This window comes from Streptomyces sp. A 4/2 (assembly GCF_940670765.1).
Taxonomy (GTDB): domain Bacteria; phylum Actinomycetota; class Actinomycetes; order Streptomycetales; family Streptomycetaceae; genus Streptomyces.
The window spans coordinates 1-25417 of record NZ_CALNVW010000010.1 but is presented as its reverse complement, the minus strand read 5'-3'; the positions used below and the strand labels follow the sequence as shown (position 1 = coordinate 25417).

At 70.1% G+C, this 25417-nt stretch carries 25 protein-coding genes and 1 rRNA gene; 9 read left to right on the top strand and 17 right to left on the bottom strand.

The genetic code is table 11. The annotated features are described in order from the left end of the window. Positions 1–91: 91 nt before the first annotated feature. The 4 genes from NBY69_RS06700 to NBY69_RS06685 all read left to right on the top strand — a co-directional run bounded on the left by NBY69_RS06700 (position 92) and on the right by NBY69_RS06685 (position 3297). Entirely contained in the window at positions 92–640 is a 549-nt protein-coding gene (locus NBY69_RS06700) for a DUF4232 domain-containing protein (protein ID WP_250298920.1), read from the top strand. 63 nt (positions 641–703) lie between these two features. Next, complete coding sequence (locus NBY69_RS06695; RefSeq protein WP_250298919.1) at positions 704–1450, top strand: DUF4232 domain-containing protein; 747 nt, start codon at positions 704–706, stop codon at positions 1448–1450. Positions 1451–1567: 117 nt separating this feature from the next. Beyond that, positions 1568–2344 (top strand): DUF4253 domain-containing protein, encoded by a 777-nt coding sequence (locus tag NBY69_RS06690; protein WP_250298917.1) that lies wholly within the window; start codon positions 1568–1570, stop codon positions 2342–2344. Between the two features lie 116 nt (positions 2345–2460). Further along, positions 2461–3297 (top strand): hypothetical protein, encoded by an 837-nt coding sequence (locus NBY69_RS06685; protein ID WP_250298915.1) that lies wholly within the window; start codon positions 2461–2463, stop codon positions 3295–3297. Between the two features lie 178 nt (positions 3298–3475). On the opposite strand, the gene NBY69_RS06680 is transcribed toward NBY69_RS06685, so the two are convergent. Further along, a complete protein-coding gene (locus NBY69_RS06680; protein WP_250298914.1) occupies positions 3476–3982 on the bottom strand; it encodes a MarR family winged helix-turn-helix transcriptional regulator in 507 nt (168 codons plus the stop codon). A gap of 90 nt (positions 3983–4072) precedes the next feature. Here NBY69_RS06680 and NBY69_RS06675 point away from each other — a divergent pair, with 90 nt between their 5' ends. Both NBY69_RS06675 and NBY69_RS06670 read left to right on the top strand, forming a co-directional pair. After that, positions 4073–4606 carry a carboxymuconolactone decarboxylase family protein gene (locus NBY69_RS06675; RefSeq protein ID WP_250298912.1) on the top strand — a complete coding sequence of 178 codons (534 nt, stop codon included), beginning with the start codon at positions 4073–4075 and terminating at the stop codon, positions 4604–4606. A 354-nt stretch (positions 4607–4960) separates the two neighbouring features. Then, positions 4961–6955: an Ig-like domain repeat protein gene (locus tag NBY69_RS06670; protein WP_250298910.1), complete on the top strand. Its 1995-nt coding sequence runs from the start codon at positions 4961–4963 to the stop codon at positions 6953–6955. A gap of 145 nt (positions 6956–7100) precedes the next feature. Here NBY69_RS06670 and NBY69_RS06665 read toward each other — a convergent pair whose 3' ends face one another. From NBY69_RS06665 to NBY69_RS06635, 7 genes are all read right to left on the bottom strand, one after another. Further along, positions 7101–7556 (bottom strand): calmodulin-binding protein, encoded by a 456-nt coding sequence (locus NBY69_RS06665; protein WP_250298909.1) that lies wholly within the window; start codon positions 7554–7556, stop codon positions 7101–7103. A 316-nt stretch (positions 7557–7872) separates the two neighbouring features. Further along, positions 7873–8862, bottom strand: a complete 990-nt coding sequence (hemB, locus tag NBY69_RS06660; RefSeq protein WP_250298907.1) for a porphobilinogen synthase — start codon at positions 8860–8862, stop codon at positions 7873–7875. Positions 8863–8951: 89 nt separating this feature from the next. Beyond that, the gene (locus NBY69_RS06655; protein ID WP_250298905.1) at positions 8952–10610 is read right to left on the bottom strand and encodes a bifunctional uroporphyrinogen-III C-methyltransferase/uroporphyrinogen-III synthase; all 1659 of its coding nucleotides are present in this window, start codon (positions 10608–10610) and stop codon (positions 8952–8954) included. Next, positions 10607–11563, bottom strand: coding sequence for a hydroxymethylbilane synthase (gene hemC / locus NBY69_RS06650; protein ID WP_250298902.1), 957 nt, complete (start codon positions 11561–11563; stop codon positions 10607–10609). Before hemC ends, NBY69_RS06655 begins: the two co-directional genes overlap by 4 nt. Next, positions 11560–13083, bottom strand: coding sequence for a glutamyl-tRNA reductase (locus tag NBY69_RS06645; RefSeq protein WP_250298895.1), 1524 nt, complete (start codon positions 13081–13083; stop codon positions 11560–11562). Before NBY69_RS06645 ends, hemC begins: the two co-directional genes overlap by 4 nt. Further along, positions 13080–13859, bottom strand: a complete 780-nt coding sequence (locus NBY69_RS06640) for a redox-sensing transcriptional repressor Rex (protein WP_250298894.1) — start codon at positions 13857–13859, stop codon at positions 13080–13082. The genes NBY69_RS06645 and NBY69_RS06640 overlap by 4 nt, the downstream gene beginning before the upstream one ends. 334 nt (positions 13860–14193) lie before the next feature. Then, positions 14194–14475 (bottom strand): glutaredoxin family protein, encoded by a 282-nt coding sequence (locus tag NBY69_RS06635; protein ID WP_250298892.1) that lies wholly within the window; start codon positions 14473–14475, stop codon positions 14194–14196. A 192-nt stretch (positions 14476–14667) separates the two neighbouring features. On the opposite strand from NBY69_RS06635, the gene NBY69_RS06630 reads away from it, so the two are divergent. From NBY69_RS06630 to NBY69_RS06620, 3 genes are all read left to right on the top strand, one after another. Continuing rightward, positions 14668–15609: an HAD family phosphatase gene (locus tag NBY69_RS06630; RefSeq protein WP_250298891.1), complete on the top strand. Its 942-nt coding sequence runs from the start codon at positions 14668–14670 to the stop codon at positions 15607–15609. 374 nt (positions 15610–15983) lie between these two features. Continuing rightward, positions 15984–16757, top strand: a complete 774-nt coding sequence (locus NBY69_RS06625) for an ECF subfamily RNA polymerase sigma factor, BldN family (RefSeq protein ID WP_250298889.1) — start codon at positions 15984–15986, stop codon at positions 16755–16757. Positions 16758–16983: 226 nt separating this feature from the next. Further along, positions 16984–18180, top strand: coding sequence for a DUF5667 domain-containing protein (locus NBY69_RS06620; protein ID WP_250298887.1), 1197 nt, complete (start codon positions 16984–16986; stop codon positions 18178–18180). A gap of 159 nt (positions 18181–18339) precedes the next feature. Here NBY69_RS06620 and NBY69_RS06615 read toward each other — a convergent pair whose 3' ends face one another. The 9 genes from NBY69_RS06615 to rrf all read right to left on the bottom strand — a co-directional run bounded on the left by NBY69_RS06615 (position 18340) and on the right by rrf (position 25343). After that, positions 18340–19371 carry a lysophospholipid acyltransferase family protein gene (locus NBY69_RS06615; RefSeq protein WP_250298885.1) on the bottom strand — a complete coding sequence of 344 codons (1032 nt, stop codon included), beginning with the start codon at positions 19369–19371 and terminating at the stop codon, positions 18340–18342. Position 19372: 1 nt separating this feature from the next. Then, entirely contained in the window at positions 19373–20419 is a 1047-nt protein-coding gene (locus NBY69_RS06610; RefSeq protein WP_250298883.1) for an NAD-dependent epimerase/dehydratase family protein, read from the bottom strand. A gap of 198 nt (positions 20420–20617) precedes the next feature. Continuing rightward, positions 20618–20716 (bottom strand): 30S ribosomal protein bS22, encoded by a 99-nt coding sequence (locus NBY69_RS06605; protein WP_003948845.1) that lies wholly within the window; start codon positions 20714–20716, stop codon positions 20618–20620. Between the two features lie 133 nt (positions 20717–20849). Next, the gene (locus NBY69_RS06600; RefSeq protein WP_250298879.1) at positions 20850–21059 is read right to left on the bottom strand and encodes a helix-turn-helix domain-containing protein; all 210 of its coding nucleotides are present in this window, start codon (positions 21057–21059) and stop codon (positions 20850–20852) included. 129 nt (positions 21060–21188) lie between these two features. Then, on the bottom strand, positions 21189–22004 hold the full coding sequence (locus NBY69_RS06595; protein WP_250298878.1) for a phosphatase: 816 nt from the start codon (positions 22002–22004) through the stop codon (positions 21189–21191). A gap of 100 nt (positions 22005–22104) precedes the next feature. Then, the gene (locus NBY69_RS06590) at positions 22105–23280 is read right to left on the bottom strand and encodes an acetoin utilization protein AcuC (RefSeq protein ID WP_250298877.1); all 1176 of its coding nucleotides are present in this window, start codon (positions 23278–23280) and stop codon (positions 22105–22107) included. After that, positions 23231–24472, bottom strand: a complete 1242-nt coding sequence (locus NBY69_RS06585) for an MFS transporter (RefSeq protein WP_250298876.1) — start codon at positions 24470–24472, stop codon at positions 23231–23233. Before NBY69_RS06585 ends, NBY69_RS06590 begins: the two co-directional genes overlap by 50 nt. A 41-nt stretch (positions 24473–24513) precedes the next feature. Beyond that, positions 24514–25158: an HAD family phosphatase gene (locus tag NBY69_RS06580; RefSeq protein ID WP_250298875.1), complete on the bottom strand. Its 645-nt coding sequence runs from the start codon at positions 25156–25158 to the stop codon at positions 24514–24516. Between the two features lie 68 nt (positions 25159–25226). Then, positions 25227–25343: ribosomal RNA gene (gene rrf, locus NBY69_RS06575) — 5S ribosomal RNA — on the bottom strand. Positions 25344–25417 lie beyond the last annotated feature (74 nt).

Sequence of the window (25417 nt, the reverse complement as noted above, 5' to 3'; positions counted from 1 at the left end):
ACGCACAGACGCACAGACGCACCTGCACAGACGCACCTGCACAGACCCGCCCGCACCCACAGACGCATCACCTACGGGGAGAACAGTCACCATGAACATGAACACCCGCCGCACCCGCATCACCACCGCAGCCGCCGCCGGCCTGGTCGCCGTACTCGCCCTCACCGGCCTGTCGACCAGCGCCGCCGCTGCCACACCGGCCAAGGCGAAGGCCGCCAAGACCGTGACCTGCACCCCTGCCAACACCAAGACCACGCTCTCGACGGTCAGCCGCCCCATCAACCACGTGCTGATCAAGACCACCAACAAGGGCAAGACCCCCTGCTACGCCTACGGCACCCCGCTCATCGGCTTCGACCACCCGCAGGCGGCCGTCTGGACCCTGGACGAGAGCCGGCCGCAGGCCGTCGTCACGCTGAAGCCCGGCCAGTCGGCGTACGCCGGTGTCCGCACCTCCGCGGGTGACGGGGCAGAAGGCGGCCACTGGGCCAAGGAGATGTCCCTGAACTTCCAGGGCCGCGACATGGCCGGTTCGGTCGGTTCCACGGCCTTCCCCGCGGTGCCCAAGAAGACCTGGGTCGACGACTCCGCCGCCGTCACCTGGTGGCAGGCCACCGCGGCCGACGCACTCGTCTGGTAACCGTCCGGCGCACTGCCGTACCGACCGTTGGCCTTGAGCACCGAATCCAGTTAGGGATCTTCCATGCGTATCCGCCGTACCCGCCGCGCCCTCACCTTCCTCGCCGTCGCCGGAGCGACCGTGCTCGCCACCGCGGCCTGCGGTCCGACCGGAAACGACGCCGCCGACTCCCCGAGCACGAGCACGAGTGCCGACTCCTCGTCGTCCGACTCGTCGGCCTCGTCCTCGTCGTCGTCGGGCAAGGAGAGCGACACGTCCGCGTCCACGGGCGGCAAGTCCGGTTCCTCCGCGCAGGGCTCGGGCTCCTCCGGCACCTCGGGGACGTCCGGGAACACCGGCGGTACGTCGGGATCGTCCTCGGGCAAGGGCGGTACGTCCGGCTCGTCCTCGGGCAAGGGCGACGCCACCTGCACCACCGACGACACCAAGATCGCACTGGTCGAGACGGGCGGCACCCTGCCGGTCATCCTCATCAAGGCCGTCAACGCCTCCGGTGGCCGCTGCGACATCTACGGCTTCCCGACCGTGGGCTACCCCGGAGCGCAGGCGGCCATCGGAGCCAACGAGGACAGCAAGCCCCAGGCGGTGGTCACCCTCGCGCCGGGCCAGTCCGCGTACGCCGCCATCGCCCTCCCGAGTGGCGCCCACACGCACCGCGAGAAGACCCTCACCATCAGCCTGCACGGCAGGGACATGGGCCCGATAGACGGCCAGACCACGGTGACGGCGCCCGGCGCCGCCGGACTCGCCCTCAGCGACAGCTCGATGGTCACCTACTGGCAGTCGAGCGAGGAGTCCGCTCTCCAGTAATCAACCTCTGTCATCGGGCGAACAGCGGTCGGCCAACGATGCAGTCGGCCGACCGCTGTTCGCCCGATGACAGGGCAACGCTGCTGCGTTGTCAGTGGCCCCACGTACTGTCACTTCATGGCCACGCTTCCTAATCAACTCCCGTCCCTGGTACGCGCGCTCCCGCCCGGCACACTGGTCGACACCACGGCCGACGGCTCATGGCACGAGCCCCTGCTCTGGTACGCCGACGGCGCCGCGACCGCCGACACCTGGCGGCAGCTCCTGCCCCACCGGATGAGTTCCGGGCTCCAGCCGCTGCTGATAGGCGGCGGCCACCGGGACGAGCTGCCGGAGGACTGGGAGCTGGACCCGGACCACACGACCTACCCCGGCGACCACGACGCCGAGGAAGTCCTCGCGGGCCTCTGGGAGCCCGACCCCACCGAGCCCCAGCTGCTCGCCCCGTTCGGCGCCGAATGGCCGGGACTCGCCCCCGCACCCGCCTCCGTGCCGGGAGTCGACCCCGACGAGCGGGCCGCCGAAACCGCCGCGCAGCTGGCCGGGGCGATGAGCGTCCGCGCCGCCCTCGTACCGGCCCGCCGCAGCGCGGACATACCGGCCGCCATCGGCTGGTCGGGGCCCGTCAACCACGAGCACGACGTGGCGGCGATCAGTTCGGTGCTTCGCTCCTGGGAGGACCGGTTCGGGATACGGGTCGTGGGCCTCACCTTCGACGAACTGTTCGTCTCGGTGGCATCCCCGCCGACCACACAGGAAGAGGCCGAGGCGGTCGCCGCCGAGCACTTCGCGTTCTGCCCGGACAACCTCACCCAGAGCGCCCACAGGTCGATCCAGGCCTACGCGGAGAAGGTCGTGCTCGGACAGCCCGCGTGGTCGTTCTGGTGGGACTGACGGCACGGCGGAATTCCGTGGTGGTGTCCGGTCAAGTCCCTTTGTAAGCTCGCCACTTGGGGTGGCCCGGCAGGACCGGGGCAGCTCGGGACACCACCGAGGCTGGGGGATTCGTCATGCGGTTGAGCTCGTTCACCTCGTTGGCGCTCGCATGCGCGCTGACCGCGGTTGTCGCCGGTACGGCCACCGGGTGCCGGAAGGCGCCCACGCCCGCCGCCTCCGACGGCGCCACGACCAGCACGCCCGCCCCCTTCTCCGCGTCGCCCCCGGCCTCGCCCTCCCCTTCGCCCTCGGAATCCCCGTCCATCGACGCGTCACGCGTCCTCTCCCTGCCGCACAAGGCGAGCGTGCACATCGCCGAGCAGGACGGACTGGAGTACGGGATCACCCTCCGCACGGCCGCGCTGCGGCCGGCCCGCGCCGGGCTGCTGTCGGGACCGGTCACCACCGACACCGTCGGGGCCATCAACACGTCGGAAGTCGCGGTCCTGGGATCCGCCTGCACCAAGATCGACCCGAAGCGCGACACGGTGCTTCCCCTGACCGTCACCCTGACCGGCCTGGGCGCGCACATCCTTCCCGAGATCTCGCTCCAACTCGAATCCAGCCGCGACCGGACGCTCAAGACCGCCGAGGCGCAGCTCGAATGGACCGACGGCACCACGCCCAGGTGCTCCGCCTTCGACAGCGGAATCGACGGCGGCGCCTTCCCCGCGACGATATCCACGTCCCCGGACCACGACCCCGTCCTACCGGGATTTCTCGTCCTCAAGAACTACCGCACCGACCGGGCCGCGTTCAGCGACGCCCACCTGTCGTTCCACCCCAACTGGGGCCTGCGCTCGAAGCGCCCCCCGGCGTTCACTCACTTCACCGGGAAGATGGCGCCCGACCAGTACACGAGCGTCCTCCTGCGGACGATCACGGACGGCGCCAAGATACCGATCGCCTGACGCCACAAGTCGCTTCGACATCAACCACGTTCAGCGGGTGATCGTTCGCGTCCACGAGGAGCGAGGGTAGAGGCGAGTCGACCCCCGGGCGGGCGGATTTCGCCGCCCGGACCGTATCGCCGACGGCCCCGGCTCCGTGGACCGCAGGTCAATGGCTCCCGGGCCACCAAGCGCCCTCCTACCCGCCGAACCACCCGGCCACATCCACCCGGAAGCCGCCCCCGGACGCGGAGCCGGGGACCACGGCCCGCAGGTCCGCCTCCATCCCGGCGAGCCGTTCCGCGCCCAGCACCTGGGCCCACTGCGCGTACAGCTCGTCGAAGATCTGCCCCGACCGCACCAGCACCTCCACCCCGCGCGGCGTGAGCAGCACCAGCTTGCGGCGGCCGTCGGCGGGGTCGGCGGCGCGCTCGGCGTAGCCCAGCGCCTCCAGCCGTTCCACGGTCTTGCCCGCCGCCTGCTTGGAGACGCCGAGCCGCCGCCCCACCTCGCTGGCCGTCGCGCCGCGCAGCCCGATCGCCTGCATCGCGAAGCCGTACGCGGGCCGTACGTCCGGGTGCCCCTCGTCGGCCAGCCGCGCATGCAGGGCGTCGACCATCGAGCGGAACCCGGCGAACAGCAGCATCGGCAGCTCGAACCCGCGCCCGTCGGCCCCAGCGCTCGCCCCCGCCCCGGCCTCAGACATTGCAAAACTCGACAACCTGGTTTACGTTTTCGTCCATCGCATTTTCGTCAATCACGTTGTCGAGTTTAGCCCGACCCCGAAAGGCCCGCCATGTTCCCGCACCACACCATCGAGTCCGCCCCCGCCGCCTCCCGCCGCGCCCTGCAGGCGACCACCGACCGGCTCGGCTTCCTCCCGTCACCCGTGGCCCTGCTGGCCACCTCGCCCCAAGCCCTCGAAGGCTTCCTCAAGCTCAGCGCCCTCTTCGAGTCGACCACGCTCGACCAGCTGGACCGCGAGACCCTGATCCTCACCATCGCCGCCCGCAACGCGTGCGAGTTCTGCGTGGCCATGCACACCCAGAAGCTCACGGCGATGCAGGCCGACCCCGCCCTCATCGCGGCCCTGCGCGCCCAGCAGTCGCTGCCCGATGCGAAGTTGGAGGAACTTCGCCTCTTCACCCTGGAGGTGCTCGCCACCGCCGGAGGCGTCGCCGACGCGCGCGTCCAGCAGTTCCTCGACCACGGCTACACGGCCCGGAACGCCCTGGAGATCGTCCTCGGTATCAGCACGTACACCCTCTCCACCTTCGCCAACCGGCTGACCGGCGCCCCGCTGAACGACCAGCTCAAGGCGTTCGCATAAGACCGACCGACACAGCCGGGACCGACTTCGGCTCAGTCGGGACGAACCCTCTGACAGTGCACGCCCCCGAAGGCCTCACGGAACGACCGTATCGGTGAGGTCCGACACCACGCCCCACGAGGCGCGGCAAAAGCTGAACGACCGGCCCGCAGCACGGACGGCCGGTCGAGAGCTGCCGCCGCCGTCGGTCGCCCGAGATCGAGGGGCGGTTCGAACCGCCACAGTTGGCTCGACTCGGCATCCACGACGAAGTGGGGGCGCCCCGAAACTGTGTGCCCCCTGTCAGTCGCATGCCCTAATCTGCGATCACCGCCCCCACTCGACGGGGCGGCTCTCAAGTGGGGGGCCACTATCGTGCGTACGCGCACTCTTCCGGCCGCGACAGCGCTCGCGGTCCTGTTCAGCTCCGTCGCGCTCATCACGGGCGCGGCGGGGTCGGCCGCAGCCGATTCCAGCAAGCTCCTGCCGGTGAAGTCCGTCGGCGACGTGCTGGTGGATGGGGTCCACCAGCACGTCTTCATCAGTGACCCGACGAGCGGCAAGATCGTCGTCACCGATTACGCGGGCACGGTCGTCACGACCCTCGCCGGGCTGCCCGGGGTGACCGGGCTGGAGCTGTCCGCCGACTCCGGCCAGGTGTACGCGGCCGTGGCGGACCAGGACGCCATCGTCTCCGTGAACACCGAGAAGCCCACGGAGACCCGGAGTTACGCACTGCCCGGGGCGGACAATCCCCGCCATCTGGCGCGCACCGGCAGCACGCTCTGGTTCGGCTACCAGGCCGACTACTCGGGTCACATCGGCTCGCTGGACCTCTCCGGGGACGAGCCGGTCGTCACGCTCGCGCAGGACGACGGCCAGTCCTGGTACTACTCACCGCTGCTGGCCTCGGCACCGGGAGCGCCCGACGTACTGGCCGTCGGGGAGCCGGGCATGAGTCCGGCGACCCTGGCCGTGTACTCGGTGGCCGACGGCAAGACCACTCTGCGCAAGGCGAGTTGGAACCCGAGCGACAGCGAGAACCTGTCCGACCTGGCACTCACCCCGGACGGCGGCCAACTCGTCACGGCGAGCGGCTCCCCGTACTACCACCCGGTCTTCTCCACCACGGACCTCTCCAAGGTCGGCCAGTACACCACCACCTCGTACCCGAACGCCGTGGCCATCGCGCCCAACGGCACGGTCGCCGCGGGCACCGACTCCTCGTACGAGCCGGACGTCCACATCTTCAGCCCCGGCGCGGGCAAGCCGGTCCGGGAGTACGACTTCCCCAACACCGGAACGAGCAGCGGCTCGGACCTCCTGGTGAAGGGTGGCCTGGCCTGGGCACCGGACAGCAGCCGGCTGTTCGCGGTCTCCGAGAACAGTGCTAACGCCTTCTCCCTGCGCGTACTGGCCGAGCCGGGCAAGTCGGCGCCGAAGGTGACCGTCACCGCCCCCTCCAAGGCCACCCGCGCCAAGTCCCTCACGGTCAAGGGCACCGTCACGGCCACCGTTCCGCTCCCGTCCGGGACTCCGGTGACCGTCACCCGGACCGATGTCGACTCACCGGGCGGCAAGTCGCTCGGTACGAAGAAGCTCGGCGCGGGCGGCGCGTTCTCCTTCGCCGACACCCCGCCCGCGGGCGGCAAGGTCACCTACAAGGTGTCGTACGCGGGCGACGCCACACACACGGCGGCCTCGGGCTCGGCCTCGGTCGCCGTCTCGCGGGCCACGCCCACGCTGACCCTGAACCGCAACGGCAAGCTCTACGCGTACAACACCAAGGTCTCCTTCACCGCCCACCTCGGCTCCACGTACAAGAACCGGACGGTCCAGCTCTGGTCGGACCCGTTCGGCGCGGACAAGCCGAAGAAGCTGGTGAAGACGGGCAAGGTCAACGCGAAGGGCGACCTGTCGGTCACCGTCGCGATGACCCGCGACACCGCGGTCAGCGCCGTGTTCACGGGCGACGCCCGGTACGCGTCGAAGACCGTCAAGTCGACGGCGTACGCCCAGGTGAAGATCTCCACCTCGGTGTCCCGCCAGTACCGGACGGCCAGGATCGGCTCGACGTCGTACGCGTACTTCCACAAGAAGACGAACCCGCTCTTCACGACCACCATGACCGCGTACAAGAACCGCGCGCAGAAGCTCACCCTGGAGGTCTACGCCCAGGGCAAGTGGCGCTCCGGGGGCTCGCAGTACTTCAAGCTCGCCTCCGACGGGAAGTCCGCGGTGCAGCTGGCCGGGACGCACACGACCGGGTACAAGATGCGCATGCGGTCGTCGTACGTGAACAGTTCGTCGGGCGACACGGTCAACTCGACGACCAACGGCGCCTGGAAGTACTTCTACTTCACCAACTGACCACGGCCACAGGCCCGCACACAGCACGGAGCGCCGCAGCCGGCGGGGGAACATCGGCTGTGGCGCTCAGTGCTGTGGGTGCGTGGTCCCGTGGTCAGTTGGTCCCGTAGTCCTGTGGTCCCGTGATCCCGTGGTCCCGGCGTGACTACCGTCCGGCAACCTCTTCGGTCAGGCGTCCCGTCCAGGGGCACCAGTACAGACCGGGCAGGAAGGGGCCGCCGCCCGCCTGGTCGAGGTGCCCCTCGGTGAAGCTGATCGTGGAGTCGCACACCTCCATCGCCGCATCGGCGAAGGTGACCGAGTCGGGGTTGTAGTGGTAGGACCACTGCGCGTTGTAGTCCGCACGGCTCTTCACGATCCGGCCGATGACGATCTTGCGGCTTCCGCTCCGGACGATCTCCCGGGCGTCCGCGATCCTGACGGGGTCCGTGAGCTTGATGACGAAGCTGTCGTGGCGGATGTCCTGCATCTTGAAGTACGCCGGGGCCACCTCGACATGGGTCGCGTTGCCCTGGTCGTCGGCGCGGGCGGCCGAGGTGGTCGTGAAGGCGAGCAGCGCGACCGCCGCGAGGGCGCTGAGCTTGCTGGTGATACGTCGCATGAGGGCAACTCCGTGCCGTCAGGGGCCGTGATCGTCCCGGCCGTTCGTCACGCACTGTATTCCAGCGACAACGCAGTGTGGTGAGAGGTGGCGGTGCGCCACTCCGGCAGAGCGGTGCGCCGTACCGACGATGCCGGGCCCGCACGCCCCGCCCTCGGTGAGGCGGACGACGTGCGGGCCCGTTGACGTTTCCGGGGCTGTTCCGGGGCAGTACCAGAGCACTTCCGGGGCTGTTCCGGAGCGGTACCAGAGCACTTCCGAGACTGTCCCGGAGCGATCCGGGAGCACGTCCCGAACGATCCGGGACGCCCGCGGCTCAGAGCCGGCCCGCGACCTCCGTCGCCCAGTACGTCAGGATCATGTTCGCGCCCGCGCGCTTGATCCCGGTCAGGGTCTCCAGGATCGCCGCGTCCCGGTCGATCCAGCCCTTCTCCGCGGCGGCCTCGACCATCGAGTACTCACCACTGATCTGGTACGCGGCCACCGGCACGTCCACCGACTCCGCGACCTTCGCCAGGATGTCCAGGTACGGTCCCGCAGGCTTGACCATCACCATGTCGGCGCCCTCGGCGAGGTCCAGCTCCAGCTCGCGCATCGACTCGCGTGCGTTCGCCGGGTCCTGCTGGTACGTCTTGCGGTCCCCCTGCAGCGAGGAACCGACGGCCTCACGGAACGGGCCGAAGAAGGCGGACGAGTACTTCACGGTGTAGGCGAGGATCGACACGTCCTCCTTGTCGATCGTGTCCAGCGCATCGCGGATCACACCGACCTGACCGTCCATCATGCCGCTGGGGCCCACCACATGGGCGCCCGCGTCGGCCTGGACCTGGGCCATCTCCGCGTACCGCTCCAGCGTCGCGTCGTTGTCGACCCGGCCCGCATCGTCCAGCACCCCGCAGTGGCCGTGGTCGGTGTACTCGTCCAGGCACAGGTCCGACATGATCACGAGGTCGTCGCCGACCTCGGCGCGCACGTCGCGCAGGGCGAGCTGCAGGATGCCCTCGGGGTCCGTCCCCGCCGTCCCTATGGCGTCCTTCTTGCTGTCCTCGGGGACGCCGAAGAGCATGATCCCGGCCACGCCCGCGGAGACGGCGTCGACGGCCGCCTTCCGCAGGGTGTCACGGGTGTGCTGGACGACGCCCGGCATCGCGGTGATCGGCACCGGCTCGCTGATGCCCTCCCGTACGAACGCGGGAAGGATCAGGTCGGAGGGGTGCACCCGCGTCTCGGCGACCATGCGCCGCATCGCGGGGGTGGTGCGCAGCCGCCGCGGACGGGCGCCGGGGAAAGATCCGTACACAGTCATCCTCAGTTACCTCTTCGAAACGCCTCGAATACCCCCGGACGCCTCGCCTGCCAGCCACGCGGCGCCCGCTTCGTCGGCCCGAAAGCCCCTCAGGTGGTACGCCGTCTGCGACCACCGGGACGGCGCTCGCTGGGACGGGTGACCGTCTCACCCGCCTCCCTGGCCGCCTCCCGGCGCTGCGCGCCGAACTCGGCGAGCGCCTCGGCGAGCCGGTGCACCGACGGCTCCGGCGAGAGCACGTCCACCCGCAGCCCGTGTTCCTCGGCCGTCTTCGCCGTGGCGGGACCGATACAGGCGATGACCGTCACGTTGTGCGGCTTGCCCGCGATGCCCACCAGGTTGCGGACGGTGCTCGACGAGGTGAAGAGGACCGCGTCGAAACCGCCGCCCTTGATCGCCTCACGGGTGTCGGCCGGCGGCGGCGAGGCGCGCACCGTCCGGTAGGCGGTGACGTCGTCGACCTCCCAGCCCAGCTCGATGAGCCCGGCCACCAGCGTCTCGGTGGCGATGTCGGCGCGCGGCAGGAAGACACGGTCGATCGGGTCGAAGACCGGGTCGTACGGCGGCCAGTCCTCCAGGAGGCCCGCCGCGGACTGCTCGCCGCTCGGTACGAGATCGGGCTTGACACCGAACTCGACCAGCGAGGCGGCGGTCTGTTCGCCGACCGCGGCGACCTTGATCCCCGCGAAGGCGCGGGCGTCGAGCCCGTACTCCTCGAACTTCTCACGGACGGCCTTGACCGCGTTGACGCTGGTGAAGGCGATCCACTCGTAACGGCCGGTGACCAGGCCCTTGACCGCGCGTTCCATCTGCTGCGGGGTACGCGGCGGCTCGACGGCGATGGTGGGGACCTCGTGCGGCACGGCGCCGTAGGACCGCAGCTGGTCGGAGAGCGAGGCCGCCTGCTCCTTCGTACGCGGAACGAGCACCCGCCACCCGAAGAGCGGCTTCGACTCGAACCACGACAACTGGTCGCGCTGGGCGGCCGAGCTGCGCTCGCCGACCACGGCTATGACCGGCTGGTGGCCCTCGGGCGAGGGCAGCACCTTGGCCTGCTTGAGCACCTGGGCGACCGTGCCGAGCGTCGCGGACCAGGTGCGCTGACGGGTGGTGGTCCCGGCGACCGTGACGGACATCGGGGTGTCGGGCTTACGGCCCGCCGCGACCAGTTCACCGGCAGCGACCGCGACCGTGTCGAGCGTCGTGGAGACCACTGCGGTCACATCGCTCGCGCCGATCTCGCTCCAGCAGCGGTCCGTCGCGGTACGGGCGTCGACGAAACGCACGTCCGTGCCCTGAGCGTCCCGCAGCGGTACACCGGCGTACGCGGAGACGCCCACCGCCGTCGAGACACCCGGGACGACCTCGAACGGGATGCCTGCGGCAGCGCAGGCAAGCATCTCCTCACCGGAGTTGCCGTCGAGTCCCGGATCCCCGGTGACAGCACGGACGACCCGCCTGCCACCCCGTGCGGCCTCCATGACAAGATTGCCCGCATCGCGGATTGCCGGGATTCCGGCGGCTGTTGACGCTTCGTCAACAACCGTCAGCTGAGGCGTGCTTACGGTCGCCCGCGCATGGGTGCGTACGACGTCGAGCACATGCGGCTCGGCAATCAGTACGTCCGCACTCGCGAGCGCTTCGACAGCGCGCAGTGTGAGCAGCCCCGGATCCCCGGGACCGGCACCGAGGAAGGTGACGTGCCCGTGGGCGGGAAGGGCTGGCAGGTTCGAGGTGGTGGGGCTCATCGTGCTCGCTCCCCCATAAGACCGGCCGCACCCTTGGCCAGCATCTCGGACGCGAGTTCGCGTCCGAGCGCCTCGTTGCCTTCGTGCGACGTGGGTACGGGACCGGTGGTGGACAACTGCACCAGCGTGGAACCGTCGGTCGAGCCGACGACACCGCGCAGGCGCATCTCGGTGACAGCCTGCCCGTCGACCAGGACGTCGGCCAGTGCACCAACAGGCGCACTGCAACCGGCCTCCAAGGCGGCGAGCAGGGATCGCTCGGCGGTCACGGCGGCCCGGGTGTACGGGTCGTCGAGCTCGGCGAGCTGGGCGAGGAGGTCGGCATTGGCTGCCGCGCACTCGATCGCCAGGGCCCCCTGGCCGGGGGCGGGCAAGATGATGTCGACCGGCAGGTACTCGGTCACTTCGGCGGCCCTGCCGACACGGTGGAGCCCCGCCGCGGCGAGAACCACCGCGTCCAGCTCCCCGTCGCGGACGAATCCGATGCGGGTGTCGATGTTGCCGCGGATCGGCACGGTCTCGATGCGCATGCCGCGGTTACGGGCGTGCGCGTTGAGCTGCGCCATCCGGCGCGGCGAACCGGTACCCACCCGGGCCCCGTCCGGCAGCTGCTCGAACGTCAGCCCGTCGCGCGCGACCAGCACGTCCCGCGGGTCCTCACGGACCGGGATCGCGGCCAGCACCAGATCGTCCGGCTCCGCGGTCGGCAGATCCTTCAGCGAGTGCACGGCGAAGTCGACCTCACCGCTCACCAGCGCGTCCCGCAGGGCGGTGACGAACACACCGGTCCCGCCGATCTGCGCCAGGTGCTCACGGGAGGTGTCCCCGTACGTGGTGATCTCGACGAGTTCCACGGGGCGTCCCGTGATCTGCCGAACAGCCTCGGCAATTTGTCCTGACTGCGCCATGGCGAGCTTGCTGCGCCTGGTTCCCAGCCTCAAGGCATCGGTCATGCCCGCCCTCGGTTCTTGACGTCTGTGTTGCTCAGGTCGGTCAGATCGGCCCTGCTGACGGCCGCGACCGTCAACGGGTCGAGGTCGAAAAGTTCCCGCAGCGCGTCCGCGTACCCGGCGCCGCCGGGCTCGCTGGCGAGCTGCTTGACCCGCACGGTGGGCGCGTGCAGGAGCTTGTCGACGACACGGCGCACCGTCTGGGTGATCTCGGCGCGCTGCTTGTCGTCCAGGTCGGGAAGGCGTCCGTCGAGCCGCGCGATCTCACCGGCGACGACCCCGGCGGCCATGGTGCGCAGGGCGACCACGGTCGGCGTGATGTGCGCGGCCCGCTGCGCGGCGCCGAACGCGGCGACCTCGTCGGACACGATGGTGCGTACGGCGTCGACATCGGCGGCCATCGGCGCGTCCGCGGAGGCGTCGGCCAGCGACTCGATGTCGACCAGCCGGGCGCCGCTGATGCGGTGCACGGCCGCGTCGATGTCCCGCGGCATCGCGAGGTCGAGCAGGGCGAGCCGCAGCGGCGCGCCGTCTTCGACGACGGGACGGCGGGTACGGGCGAGCGCGGCGGCCTCGGCCCAGGTCCCGTGCTGCTCCAGCACATCGGCCGCGACGGCTTCCGAAGGACTTCCGGCAGACGGTTCCGCGGGCGCCTCGGCAGATGCCCCGGCGGGTGCTTCGGCGGGCGTGTACTCCTCGCCCAGGGCCGTGGCCACGGCCTCCCCGGTCAGGACGAGACCGGTCGCGCCGGTGCAGGAGACGACCAGGTCGGCGCGGGCCAGCTCACCGTGGACAGCGTCCATGGGGACGGCCGTCGCGGCCACACCGGAGCCGCCGAGGATCTCCGCGAGCCGCTCGGCACGCGCCTGCGTCCGGTTGGCCACGACGATCTCGCCGACCCCGGCGCGGGCCAGCGTGGCGGCGGCGAGCGAGGACATCGAGCCCGCGCCGATCACCAGCGCGCGCTTCCCGCCCGCCCAGGCGGACACGTCCGCGTCACCGGCGAGCTGTTCCAGCCCGAAGGTGACGAGCGACTGCCCGGCCCGGTCGATGCCGGTCTCGCTGTGCGCCCGCTTGCCGACGCGCAGCGCCTGCTGGAACAGGTCGTTCAACAGCCGTCCCGCGGTGTGCAGTTCCTGGCCGAGCGCGAGGGCGTCCTTGATCTGCCCGAGGATCTGCCCCTCCCCGACGACCATCGAGTCGAGCCCGCAGGCCACCGAGAAGAGGTGGTGGACGGCCCGGTCCTCGTAGTGCACGTAGAGATAAGGAGTGAGTTCTTCGAGCCCGACACCGCTGTGCTGGGCGAGCAGCGTGGACAGCTCGGCGACGCCCGCGTGGAACTTGTCCACGTCGGCGTACAGCTCGATGCGGTTGCAGGTGGCGAGCGCGGCGGCCTCGGCGGCGGGCTCGGCGGCCAGCGTGTCCTGCAACAGCTTGGCCTGCGTATCAGCGGAGAGCGAGGCGCGCTCCAGCACGCTGACGGGCGCGCTGCGGTGGCTCAGTCCGACGACCAGGAGACTCATGCCGGCATCACGGCGGGCATGTCCCCGTCGGGTCCCTTCCGGTCGGCGTGGTGGGCGGCGTGGGCCGCGCCCCGTACGGGAGGCGCGTCGGCGTCGGGCGCGGGCGCGGCGCCCTCACCGGCCTTGCGCTGCTCGTGGAAGGCGAGGATCTGGAGCTCGATGGAGAGGTCGACCTTGCGTACGTCGACGCCCTCGGGCACCGAGAGCACGGTGGGCGCGAAGTTCAGGATCGACGTGACACCGGCGGCGACGAGCCGGTCGCAGACCGGCTGGGCCGCTCCGGCGGGCGTCGCGATGACCCCGATGGAGACCCCGTTGTCCGAGATGATCTTTTCGAGGTCGTCGCTGTGCTGGACGGGCATACCGGCGACCGGCTTGCCCGCCATGGCGGGATCGGCGTCGATCAGCGCGGCGACCCGGAATCCGCGCGAGGCGAACCCGCCGTAATTGGCGAGCGCGGCGCCGAGGTTACCGATACCGACGATGACGACCGGCCAGTCCTGGGTGAGACCCAGCTCACGCGAGATCTGATATACGAGATATTCGACGTCGTAGCCGACGCCCCTGGTCCCGTACGAACCCAGGTAGGAGAAGTCCTTGCGCAGCTTCGCCGAGTTGACCCCGGCCGCAGCGGCGAGCTCCTCGGATGAAACCGTGGGCACGGAACGCTCCGACAGCCCGGTGAGGGCACGGAGGTACAACGGAAGTCGGGCGACGGTGGCCTCGGGGATTCCTCGGCTACGGGTCGCCGGTCGGTGAGTTCGGCCAGTTGCCACGGTGCTCCTGCGGGATGAGCGAGGCTGCAGGCGGCCATATGCAGCAGGACCGCCCCGTCGAATGCAGGCTATGTCTTTGTGAACGCGTGCACAAAGATGGTGTCCGTTTTGTCCGTGCAAAGTGACCGGGGTCACGCGCATCGACGGCGTATTGACGGAACCAGAGGCCGATCCGCTGCGTTGGGATCCCAAAGGGGGCATAACCGCACACACTCCTCACGCCTACGCCCCCGAGACTGCTCAAATCGCCCACGATGGTAACTGCCTTTTGCCATCGGGCCCGCAGCGCGTGACGCGGCCCCCGCAGCACCGGTGGAATTCCAGCGGTGCTGCGTCAGGCCCGCAGCGCCTGACGCAGCCGGCCGGCGTCCACCCGCCAGAAGGTGTGCTGCTCCCCGTCGACGAGCACCACCGGAATCTGCTCCCAGTAGGCGTCGTTGAGCTCCGCGTCCTGCGTGATGTCCTTCTCCTCCCAGGACGCGCCGAGCTCACCGCAGACCTCGGCGACGACCGCGCGGGCGTCGTCACAGAGGTGACAGCCGGGCTTCCCGACCAGGGTGACCACCCGGTCGGCGGGCTTTCCTTTACCGGCACGGCGCCGCAACAGGGGACTCATGAGGCCATTGTCCGCCCGGAGAACACCCGCGTGACACACGGAAGCACGCAGAGACATACGGAGACACACGGAGGCGCGGAGGAGCGCGGGGAGTTGCGGGAAGGCGCGGGAAAACAGCTCCGCAACCCGCAGTTCACCCCGCCGCATCCCGCAGGACCCGGAACCACCAACCGGACTGGCTATGCTCACAACATGGCCGCACTGGGATGGCTCACCCCTCGTAGGCGCTCGGCAACAGCACGCAGCGTGCTGGCAGGCGAGGCCGCAGCCGAGGCAGCCCGCAAGTCCTCGCAAGAGCTGACACAGGCGGAGCCGGAACCGGAGGACAGCAAGGACCCGGAGCCCGAGTTCCCGGTCGCCGGGGACGATCTGGCCGCCGCCTTCTTCGACCTCGACAACACCGTCATGCAGGGCGCCGCGATCTTCCACTTCGGCCGCGGCCTGTACAAGCGGAAGTTCTTCCAGCGCCGCGAACTGGCCAGGTTCGCCTGGCAGCAGGCCTGGTTCCGGCTGGCGGGCGTCGAGGACCCCGAACACATGCAGGACGCCCGCGACAGCGCCCTGTCCATCGTCAAGGGCCACCGCGTCTCCGAGCTGATGTCCATCGGCGAGGAGATCTACGACGAGTACATGGCCGACCGCATCTGGCCCGGCACCCGCGCCCTCGCCCAGGCCCACCTGGACGCGGGCCAGAAGGTGTGGCTGGTCACCGCCGCCCCGGTGGAGACCGCGACGATCATCGCCCGCCGCCTCGGACTGACCGGCGCGCTCGGCACGGTCGCCGAGTCGATGGACGGGGTCTACACCGGCCGTCTCGTCGGCGAACCGCTGCACGGCCCGGCGAAGGCGGAGGCCGTACGGGCCCTCGCCGCGGCCGAAGGGCTCGACCTGGACCGCTGCGCCGCGTACAGCGACTCGCACAACGACATCCCGATGCTCTCCCTCGTCGGCCACCCGTACGCGATCAACCCCGACGCCAAGCTGGCCCGTTACGCCCGCGAGCGCGAGTGGCGGCTGCGCGACTACCGCACCGGCCGCAAGGCGGCCAAGGTCGGCATCCCGGCCGCGGCCGGGGTCGGGGCCCTCGCCGGAGGCACCGCCGCCGCGGTCGCGCTGCACCGCCGCCGCCGCTGACCGGCGCACGGCCCTGCCCCCGGCCCCGTACGCGGCGCGAGCCGCCGTGCCCGTCCCACCGCGCCTGCTCGCACAGTGTTCGAACTTCTCACCCCGTGCGACCGTCGCCGGTCCCGCCGTCTCCTCACAGGCACAACTGATCCCGCAATCAAGCCGATCGTGAGCCAATCCGATCAATAAGCGGTCACGAAGTGCCACTTGATTGGCCTCGTAGTCGTCACAGAAACGACGTAATCGATGATTTGAGCAACTGGGTGTAGCACTGCCTGTACGAAGCGTTATTCTCCTCAGACGCATACCGGACCCCACTCGCCATCACGTCGGGTGAAAGGTCCAGCACTGCACGTGATGGAAGCTCTGCCTCTGGGAGTCCCGTGTACCCACACGTCGGGGTTGACGCCTCGGGCCTGGCTACGCTGCGCGCAACGGTCCTTGACCAGCTGCGCGGCTTCGTCCCCACCGCGTACGCCGTCCCCGCATTTGCCACACCCGTGCCTGCCGGCCCCTGCTATGCCCTCGCCGAGGGCGGTGCGGCGGTCGGCAGACGCAGCCGTGGCGGCACCGGCACGTCCACCGCCCGTCGGCCTGCGGCCGACAGCGACAGCGCACGCATGATGGACCTCGTCGAACGCGCTCAGGCCGGCGAGGCCGACGCCTTCGGGCGCCTCTACGACCAGTACAGCGATACCGTCTACCGCTACATCTACTACCGCGTCGGCGGGAAGGCGACGGCGGAGGATCTCACCAGCGAGACCTTCCTGCGCGCCCTGCGCCGAATCTCCACCTTCACCTGGCAGGGGCGCGACTTCGGCGCCTGGCTGGTCACGATCGCCCGGAATCTGGTCGCCGACCACTTCAAGTCGAGCCGTTTCCGACTGGAAGTGACCACGGGCGAAATGCTCGACGCCAACGAGGTCGAGCGCAGTCCCGAGGACTCCGTCCTGGAGTCCCTCTCCAACGCCGCGCTCCTCGAAGCCGTGCGGAAACTCAACCCGCAGCAGCAGGAGTGCGTGACCCTGCGCTTCCTGCAAGGGCTCTCCGTCGCCGAAACGGCACGTGCGATGGGCAAGAACGAGGGCGCCATCAAGACCCTCCAGTACCGGGCCGTGCGCACTCTCGCGCGACTCCTCCCGGATGACGCGCGCTGATCACAACTCACCATCCGTGACAGGACGATGACAGCGCGACAACACCACGGTCGGCTCCTCTTCCGTCCGTAACCCAAGTGCTGTGCGGCTCGTTGAGTGGGATGCAGGCTCCCTGTGGTCACGTCACACCCGCAGGCGCTCACCCGATCGTGTGGAAGCGCTCAAGGCGTGCAACCTTCCGGACCCCGAGGGGAGTCGATCGTCATGACGAGAGGAGGTGCCGCCAGTGATCGGACAAGTTTCGGCACACCGGCGGGCGAACGCCTTCGCCCAGGCCCTGGAGGAGCAGACGCTCCAGGGCACGGCGGCCGACCAGCCCGAAGCTCCTACGAGACCGACCGCATCAGGGCAGTTGCTTGCTCTGGCGACCGGTCTCGGAGAGCTACCGAAACCGCAGCTGGACCCCGAGGTCAAAGTGGTGCAACGAGCCCAGCTCGTGGCCGCCATGGAGACGATGCGCGCGGAGGGAGGTGTGTCCGAGGGCCCTCAGGTGCCCGAACAGCGGACCGGCCGCGGCGCCCACCGGGCGTCCCCGCTCCGGAAATTGCGCCCCCGCTCCCGCTGGTCGAAGGGCCTCGCTGCGGGCGGTCTCACCGTAGGGGTGGCAGCAGGAGCCTTCAGCGGCGTCGCCGCTGCCAGCTCCGACGCCCTCCCCGGTGATTCGCTGTACGGGCTGAAGCGCGGCATGGAAGACCTCAAGCTCGGGATGGCGAACGACGATGCCGCCCGCGGTGAGATCTACCTCGACCAGGCTTCGACCCGTCTCCAGGAGGCACGCCGCCTCATGGAACGCGACCGGGCAGGTCAGCTCGACCACGAGCAACTGGGCGAAGTCAGGCGCGCGCTGAACGGCATGAACCACGACGCCGGCGAAGGCCACCGGCTGCTGCACGAGGCGTACGCGAGGAACGGCACACTCGGCCCGATCCAGACACTCTCCTCGTTCTCCCGCTCGCACCGGGAGACCTGGAGCAATCTCCGGGGACGGCTGCCGGTCCAGCTCCACGACGTGGGCAATCAGGTCAACTCGGTGTTCGACGCCATAGACCAGGAGGTCGCCCCGCTGCGGTCACAGCTGCCGCGCACCCCGGACGCCCTCCGGACCCCGCAGCACCCGGGCACCTCCCGGCCGGGCAGCTCCGGGACCGACCGCCCCGGGCCCACCGCGTCCGTCCCGAACCAGCACGGTCCGGCGAGCGGCAGGCCGAAGCCGTCCAGCTCCGGCAGCGAGGCGGACCAGGGGCTGATCGGCGGAAACACCGGCGGACTGCTCGACCCGCCGAAATCCGGCAGCAGCTCGTCGGCGTCGGAGAGCTCCGGCCCGGCCGGCAGGACCGACCGGCCCGCCCCGGACGTCACCCTCCCGCCGCTGCTCCCCGGTCTCCTTCCGGGCCTCGGCATCGACGGCGAGAACGCACCGTAGGCAGGACGTACACGTACGTGAGAGTGCCGGGCCCGCTCCTCGCAGGCCCGGCACTCCCGCGTACGCAGCACCGGAACGCGCACGCGGCGCCACCATCACCGGCCGGACCAACCGCCGGGACCAACAGCCCGGACCAACCGCCCGGGCCAGCAACCGGAATCAGAAGAAGACCGACCGCCGCTGCACCAGCAGCTTGTACAGGGTGTGCTGGATCTGCTCCCGCACCTGGTCCGTCAGGTTGAACATCAGCATCGGGTCCTCCGCGGCCTCGGCCGGGAACCCGTCCGTCGGAATCGGCTCGCCGAACTGGATCGTCCACTTCGTCGGAAGCGGCACCATCCCCAGCGGGCCCAGCCACGGAAACGTCGGCGTGATCGGGAAGTACGGGAAACCCAGCAGCCGCGCCGCCGTCTTCGCGTTGCCGAGCATCGGGTAGATCTCCTCGGCACCGACGATCGAGCACGGCACGATCGGCACCCCCGCCCGCAGCGCGGTCGACACGAAGCCGCCCCGCCCGAACCGCTGGAGCTTGTACCGGTCGGCGAACGGCTTGCCGATGCCCTTGAACCCCTCGGGCATCACCCCGACGACCTCACCGCGCTGCAACAGCCGCTCCGCGTCCTCCGCGCACGCCAGCGTGTGCCCGGCCTTCCTGGCCAGCTCGTTGACCACCGGCAGCATGAAGACCAGGTCGGCGGCGAGCAGCCGCAGATGGCGCTCCGCCGGGTGGTGGTCGTGCACCGCGACCTGGAGCATCAGCCCGTCGAGCGGCAGCGTCCCCGAATGGTTGGCGACGACGAGCGCCCCACCGTCCGACGGGATGTTCTCGATGCCCTTCACCTCGACGCGGAAGTACTTCTCGTACAACGGCCGGACCATCGACATCAGGACCTGGTCGGTGAGTTCCTTGTCGTAGCCGAACTCGTCGACCTCGTACTCGCCGGTGATCCGCCGCCGCAGGAACGCCAGCCCGCCCGCGATCCGCCGGTCCCAGGCGCCGGTCTCCACGTCGGTCCCGGGCTCCCGCCCAGGTGTCCCCGAGGACGGCTCAGGCCCCGTCTGCTGCTCCGGTACGGGTGCGAGCGACCCCACGGGCCTGTTCCGCGTCCCGGGCCGTTTGACGGCCTTGGCGCTCCTGGCCCGCCTCGCCCTCGGCTCGTCTCCGAAGGGGATGACCTTGGCATCGGCCATGTCAGATGCGCTCCTTGCTGACGGAGTTGGCGAACGAAGAGACCCTGTCGACCGCCTGCGCCAGCGCCCGGGGCGGCAGCAGGCCCTCCCCGCGGCTGACCGCGAAGTCCTCGAAGGTCTCGGCTGTCGAGTACCTCGGCGCGAACCCGAGCGTCTCGCGCATCTGCGCCGTGCTGACGACCCTGCCGTGGGTGAGCAGCCGGATCTGCTCCGGCGAGAAGTCGGTGACGCCGACGGCCCGCAGCGCGGAGCCGACCCAGTTCACCGCGGGCAGCAGCACCGGCACCGTCGGCCGGCCGAGCCGCCGCGAACACTGCGAGAGCGTCAGCACACCGTCGCCCGCGACATTGAAGGTGCCGCTGTTGAGCGTCCCGCGCGGCGGTTCGCCCAGTGCCAGGCGGAGTACGTCGATGACGTCGTCCTCATGGACGAACTGGAGCCGCGGGTCGTAACCGAACACGGTCGGCAGCACCGGCAGGGACAGGTACTCGGCGAGCGGTGAATCCGCGCTCGGCCCGAGGATGTTCGCGAAGCGCAGGACGCAGACGGCGACATCGGGCCTGCGACGGGCGAAGCCCCGTACGTACCCCTCGACCTCGACGGTGTCCTTCGCGAAGCCGCCACTGGGCAGCGACTTCGGGGGTGTCGTCTCGGTGAAGACGGCCGGGTCGCGGGGCGCCGACCCGTACACATTCGTACTGGACTTGACCACCAGGCGCTGCACGGACGGCGACTTCTGGCAGGCGCCGAGCAGCTGCATGGTGCCGATGACGTTGGTCTCCTTGACCGCCGTCCGGCCGCCCGCGCCCAGCGGGGTCCCCGTGACGTCCATGTGCACGACCGTGTCGACGTCGTACTCGGCGAGCAGGCGGGCGATGGCCGGCTGGCGGATGTCCGCCCGTACGAAGACGGCGTCCCCCAGCGCGTGCTCGGGCTCCACGATGTCCACCGCGATCACCCGGTCCACCTCGGCGTCGCGCTGTATGCGGCGCACCAGGCGGCTTCCGAGCTGCCGGGCCACTCCGGTGACGAGCACGACCTTGCCCAAGATCAGCGCCTTCCCATTCGGACTCCCGTACGGGCCACCGTAGCGGCTCGCTGTTGCGCTGTGATGTCCATGCGCCGCGTGACGTCACCGAAATCTATAGGACCGGCCGTCCACGTCCCGGCAACCATTCCTCCACAACGCGCCGAGGCCCCCTCACCATGTCGGTGAGAGGGCCTCAGAACCACGTACAGCTGCCGCTTACTTCTTGTTGCGACGCTGAACGCGGGTGCGCTTGAGCAGCTTGCGGTGCTTCTTCTTAGCCATCCGCTTGCGCCGCTTCTTGATAACAGAGCCCACGACTACCCTCGCTCACTTCTCTTCACTCGGTGCGGGGCGTCTGGGCCCACACGACCTACGTCGGCCTAGCCTACCTGCCGCCGAGTGAGGGACGTAATCCGAGGGGAAACCCCGGCCCCCCTGACACCTCTCCCTAGGCAGTCCGGACCCCCACGAAGGACTCACGGAGGTACTCGTGCACCGCTTGCTCCGGGACCCGGAAGGACCTGCCCACCCTGATCGCCGGCAGATGACCGCTGTGCACCAGTCGGTACACGGTCATCTTGGACACTCGCATCACCGAGGCGACTTCCGCCACGGTCAGGAACTTGACCTCGTTGAGAGGCCTCTCGCCAGCAGCCATGACCCACCTGAACCTTCCGCACCCGACGCGCCCCGGCTACCCCTTCCGGTGACTCTTCGTCGTTGTGCGCTCACTCACCAGACTAGGTGCGGGTGATACGAGTGGGGAAGAGGAGCAGCAGACGATTACCTACCGGGACAGACACGCCTGATTGAGTACATAGCGAGTGAGCGGCCGGTAGTACTCGGACCGCACCGCGTCGTCGAGCGGAACGGCGACGGACACCCGTCCCTCGGCCTCCCCGACGAACAGCGCGGGGTCGTCCGTGTCCGCCAGGCCGATCGCCTCGATCCCCAGCTGACCTGCCCCGCAGACCCACCCGTGATCTCCGACGACCAGCCCCGGCAGCCCTTCCGGCTCCCCCGCCGCGGCCTCCAGTGCGACCCGGACCGGGAGCGGCGAATGCGTGTGTGCGCCGGGCTCACTCCCCGGGACCCGCACGCCGGGTTCGCGCATCAGCGCGACGCCCCGCACATAGTCGAGACAGTACGTGCGTACGCCGAACCGGGTCGTTATGTCGACACGGCGACCCTGCGCGGGGGTGAGTACAACACATCCCGCCGCCGACAAGGCGTCTGCCAGCGCGGCGTAGAAGCCGAGCAGCCGGTGCGGATGCCCGGTCCCGAACAGCACCGCCGCCCGCCGCTCCACCGCCTCCCCGAGCCGCACGGCGAACGCGTCGAGCGCGGCCAACGTCCGCTCCGGATCGATGACATCGGACCCCGACACATACGCCGGATCGTCCGACACCCCGCACCTGTCGGCCATCAGCCGCAGCAACTCCCGCTCGTTCCAGCCCTGTTCGGGATGGAGACCGAGGGTCACCCGGGGATCCCGCGCGGCGAAGAGCCGGTAACTGCGCAGACTCACCTCGCGCGGGGTGGCCACCGGCCCGGCGAGCCTGGCCGCCAGCAGATGCGCGCGGAGGGCGCCGGTGGTCAACACCCTGCCGATGGTGCCGCACCGGGCCCCGCGTCCGGGCCGGAACCAGGGATATGCGGCACGGTTGGCGTAACCCCGGTGGCCGCCCCAACTGCCGGTCGGTCTAAGCCAGCAGCCCCCGCAGCGGGAACGCCGCACGCCGCGTGGCCAGCACCGCCTGGTCCAGCCGGTCCGCCGGGTCGTATCCCGCGTCCCACGACCGCCAGGTCACCGGCCACCGCCCGTCCGTCATCCGCGCCGGCCCCACCCCCCGGGTCCGCGCGTACACCTCGTCCCGCCAGGACGCCGGGATCACCGAATCCGGATCGACCTCCGCGTGCCCGGCGATCCCCACCAGGTGCGCCCACGATCGCGGTACGACGTCGGCCACCGCGTACCCTCCGCCGCCCAGCGCCAGCCACCGGCCGCCCTCGGCGTACTGGTGTGCCAGCTCGTGACAGGCCACCTGCACCGCCCGCTGCGCGTCCAGCGACACCGCCAGATGGGCCAGCGGATCCTCGAAGTGCGTGTCGGCGCCGTGCTGCGACACCAGCACCTGCGGCCGGAAGTCGGCCAGCAGCTCGGGCACCACCGCGTGGAAGGCCCGCAGCCATCCGGCGTCCCCGGTACCGGCGGGCAGCGCCAGGTTGACGGCCGAGCCCTCCCCCGGCCCCTCACCGGTCTCCGTCGGGAAACCGGTGCCCGGGAACAGCGTCCGGGGATGCTCGTGCAGCGACACGGTCAGCACCCGCGGATCGTCCCAGAAGGCCGCCTGGACCCCGTCCCCGTGGTGCACGTCCACATCCACGTACGCGACCCGCTCGGCGCCCAGTTCGAGCAGCCGGGCGACGGCCAGCGCCGCGTCGTTGTAGATGCAGAATCCGGAGGCCGCGCCGGGCATCGCGTGGTGCAGCCCGCCCGCGAAGTTGACGGCGTGCGCGGCGTCCCCGCGCCACACCGCCTCGGCGGCGCCCACCGACTGACCGGCGATCAGCGCGGAGACCTCGTGCATCCCGGCGAACGCCGGATCGTCGGTGGTGCCGAGCCCGTACGAGGCGTCGGCCCCGTCCGGGTCCGCCGAGGCCGCCCGCACGGCATCCACGTAGTCCGCCCGGTGCACCAGCCGCAGCGTCGACTCCCCGGCCGGTTTCGCGGCCACGACGTCGACCGCCCGGTCGAGGCCGTACGCCCGTACCAGTCCCATGGTCAGTGCGAGCCGCACCGGGTCCATCGGATGACCGGGCCCGAAGTCATACCTCGTTACTGCTTCGTCCCACATCAACAGTCCGCGCCCGCTCATGCCCGACACCGTATCGGGCGTCGCCGTTCCCGAACGAGCGGGCGTACACGAGAGTCGCGAGCACCAGCACCATCGGTACGAGCATCGCCCCGCGGTAGTTCCAGGCGTCCCCGATCGCCCCCACCAGCGGTGACCCCACCAGGAATCCCACGTAGTTGAAGATGTTCAGCCGGGCGACGGCCGCGTCGGAGGCCCCCGGGAACAGCCGCCCCGCCGCCGCGAAGGTCTGCGGCACGATCACACACAGACCGACCCCCAGCACCGTGAACCCGAGCAGACCCACCCACGGCCCGCTCGCCGCCGCCACCACGGCGAACCCGCAGGCCGCGACGACGGACCCGAACCGCACCACGGCCACCGCCCCGAACCGCCGCACCCCGAAGTCACCGACGGCCCGGCCCAGCAGCGTGGTGACGGTGTAGACGTTGTACGGAAGGGTGGAGAGCTGCTCCGAGCTCCCCAGCACGTCCTGCAGGTACTTCGCGCCCCAGTTGGAGACGGTCGAGTCCCCGATATAGGTGAAGGCCATCACCAGGCAGAGCGGCAGCAGCATCTTGAAGACGAGGGGCCCGCCCTGGGCGGCCCCACTGCCCCGGCCCGGCTCGGCGACCGGCGGCTGACCGCCGTCCCGCGCGTCCGCGTACCAGCGGCTCGCGACCAGGCACGCGGGCACCAGCACCACGGTCACCGGCCAGTACGAGGTGAACAGCGACAGATGCCAGTGCGCCCCGACCCAGGCGAGCGAGGCTCCGGCGATCCCGCCGAGGCTGTACGTGGCGTGGAAGCCGAGCATGATGCTGCGGCCGTACGCCCGCTGGAGGCTGACCCCCAGCATGTTCATGGAGGCGTCCAGTGCTCCCACACCGAGTCCGAACACCCCGAGCGAGACGGCCGCCTGCCACAACTCGTCGCCGGCCGCGGCCCCGAGGAGGGCCAGCAGCACCACCGGCTGCGCCCACCGCAGCACGACGGACGGCCGCACCCGCTTCACCAGGTGCTCGGTGCCGACGCTGCCGACGCCGGCGAGGACCGGCACGGCGGCGAGGAAGACGGGAAGCAGGCCGTCGGATATCCCGTACCGGTCCTGGATGGCAGGGATCCGCGTCACCAGAAGCGCGAACGCGGCGCCCTGCGCGAAGAAGCTGAGCCCCAGGGAGACCCTGCCGTGCCGCAGGCGAGCATCTGTCGTCATGGCGGCACAGTAGGCCCCTGGCTTACCCGTGGGTAGATGGATCACGCAAGCAGTTGTGGGAGCTCCGACAACTTCGAGAAGAACCCGTTCGCTCCGGCGAGTCGCTCGGCGGGAGTCATCGCCGTAAACCCGTACACATCCATCCCCGCGGCGTGCGCGGCGGCCACACCGAGCGGACTGTCCTCGATGACGACGCACCGCTCGGGTGCGACGCCCATCTGCTGGGCGGCGTACAGGAAGAGGTCCGGCGCCGGCTTGCCCCGGCCGACGTCCTCGGAGCTGAACACCCACTCCTCCTCGAACCACTCGTCGAGCCCGGTCGCCCGGTGCCCCACTCTGATCCGCTCGTGCGTGCCGGAGGAGGCGACGCAGTACGGCACGCCCTCGGCGACCAGCTCGCCGAGCAGATCGGCCGCCCCGGCGACGGGCTTCAGTTCGCGCGCGAAGGCGGCGAAGACACGGGCGTGGAACGTCTCGTCGAAGTCCTCGGGCAGCTGCTGCCCGGTCCGCTCCTGGATGATGTCGTGCACCCGGTGCATGGCGGCACCCATGTAGTCGCGGAGCGACTCGTCGTACGTGGTGGGGTACCCCAGCTCGGTCAGGTACTCGGCGAGGATGGTGTTGGAGATCGGCTCACTGTCCACAAGGACGCCGTCGTTGTCGAAGATGACCAGGTCGTAGCGCATACCCTGACCATAAACGCAAAAATGCCTCAACCCCGAGCCAAATCGGCTCGGGGTTGAGGCTAAAAATTGTTCGGCGGCGTCCTACTCTCCCACAGGGTCCCCCCTGCAGTACCATCGGCGCTGAAAGGCTTAGCTTCCGGGTTCGGAATGTAACCGGGCGTTTCCCTAACGCTATGACCACCGAAACACTATGAAATTAACCAACACCGACTGCGTCTAATTAAAGACAGCAAACACGGCCGTTCATTATTTCAGAACT

Excerpts from the sequence above, each read along its gene's own strand:
- NBY69_RS06700 (WP_250298920.1), top strand. The coding sequence starts at position 92 with ATGAACATGAACACCCGCCGCACCCGCATCACCACCGCAGCCGCCGCC.
- NBY69_RS06695 (WP_250298919.1), top strand. The coding sequence starts at position 704 with ATGCGTATCCGCCGTACCCGCCGCGCCCTCACCTTCCTCGCCGTCGCC.
- NBY69_RS06690 (WP_250298917.1), top strand. The coding sequence starts at position 1,568 with ATGGCCACGCTTCCTAATCAACTCCCGTCCCTGGTACGCGCGCTCCCG.
- NBY69_RS06685 (WP_250298915.1), top strand. The coding sequence starts at position 2,461 with ATGCGGTTGAGCTCGTTCACCTCGTTGGCGCTCGCATGCGCGCTGACC.
- NBY69_RS06680 (WP_250298914.1), bottom strand. The coding sequence starts at position 3,982 with ATGTCTGAGGCCGGGGCGGGGGCGAGCGCTGGGGCCGACGGGCGCGGG.
- NBY69_RS06675 (WP_250298912.1), top strand. The coding sequence starts at position 4,073 with ATGTTCCCGCACCACACCATCGAGTCCGCCCCCGCCGCCTCCCGCCGC.
- NBY69_RS06665 (WP_250298909.1), bottom strand. The coding sequence starts at position 7,556 with ATGCGACGTATCACCAGCAAGCTCAGCGCCCTCGCGGCGGTCGCGCTG.
- hemB (WP_250298907.1), bottom strand. The coding sequence starts at position 8,862 with ATGACTGTGTACGGATCTTTCCCCGGCGCCCGTCCGCGGCGGCTGCGC.
- NBY69_RS06655 (WP_250298905.1), bottom strand. The coding sequence starts at position 10,610 with ATGAGCCCCACCACCTCGAACCTGCCAGCCCTTCCCGCCCACGGGCAC.
- hemC (WP_250298902.1), bottom strand. The coding sequence starts at position 11,563 with ATGACCGATGCCTTGAGGCTGGGAACCAGGCGCAGCAAGCTCGCCATG.
- NBY69_RS06645 (WP_250298895.1), bottom strand. The coding sequence starts at position 13,083 with ATGAGTCTCCTGGTCGTCGGACTGAGCCACCGCAGCGCGCCCGTCAGC.
- NBY69_RS06635 (WP_250298892.1), bottom strand. The coding sequence starts at position 14,475 with ATGAGTCCCCTGTTGCGGCGCCGTGCCGGTAAAGGAAAGCCCGCCGAC.
- NBY69_RS06630 (WP_250298891.1), top strand. The coding sequence starts at position 14,668 with ATGGCCGCACTGGGATGGCTCACCCCTCGTAGGCGCTCGGCAACAGCA.
- NBY69_RS06615 (WP_250298885.1), bottom strand. The coding sequence starts at position 19,371 with ATGGCCGATGCCAAGGTCATCCCCTTCGGAGACGAGCCGAGGGCGAGG.
- NBY69_RS06600 (WP_250298879.1), bottom strand. The coding sequence starts at position 21,059 with ATGGCTGCTGGCGAGAGGCCTCTCAACGAGGTCAAGTTCCTGACCGTG.
- NBY69_RS06590 (WP_250298877.1), bottom strand. The coding sequence starts at position 23,280 with ATGAGCGGGCGCGGACTGTTGATGTGGGACGAAGCAGTAACGAGGTAT.
- NBY69_RS06585 (WP_250298876.1), bottom strand. The coding sequence starts at position 24,472 with ATGACGACAGATGCTCGCCTGCGGCACGGCAGGGTCTCCCTGGGGCTC.
- NBY69_RS06580 (WP_250298875.1), bottom strand. The coding sequence starts at position 25,158 with ATGCGCTACGACCTGGTCATCTTCGACAACGACGGCGTCCTTGTGGAC.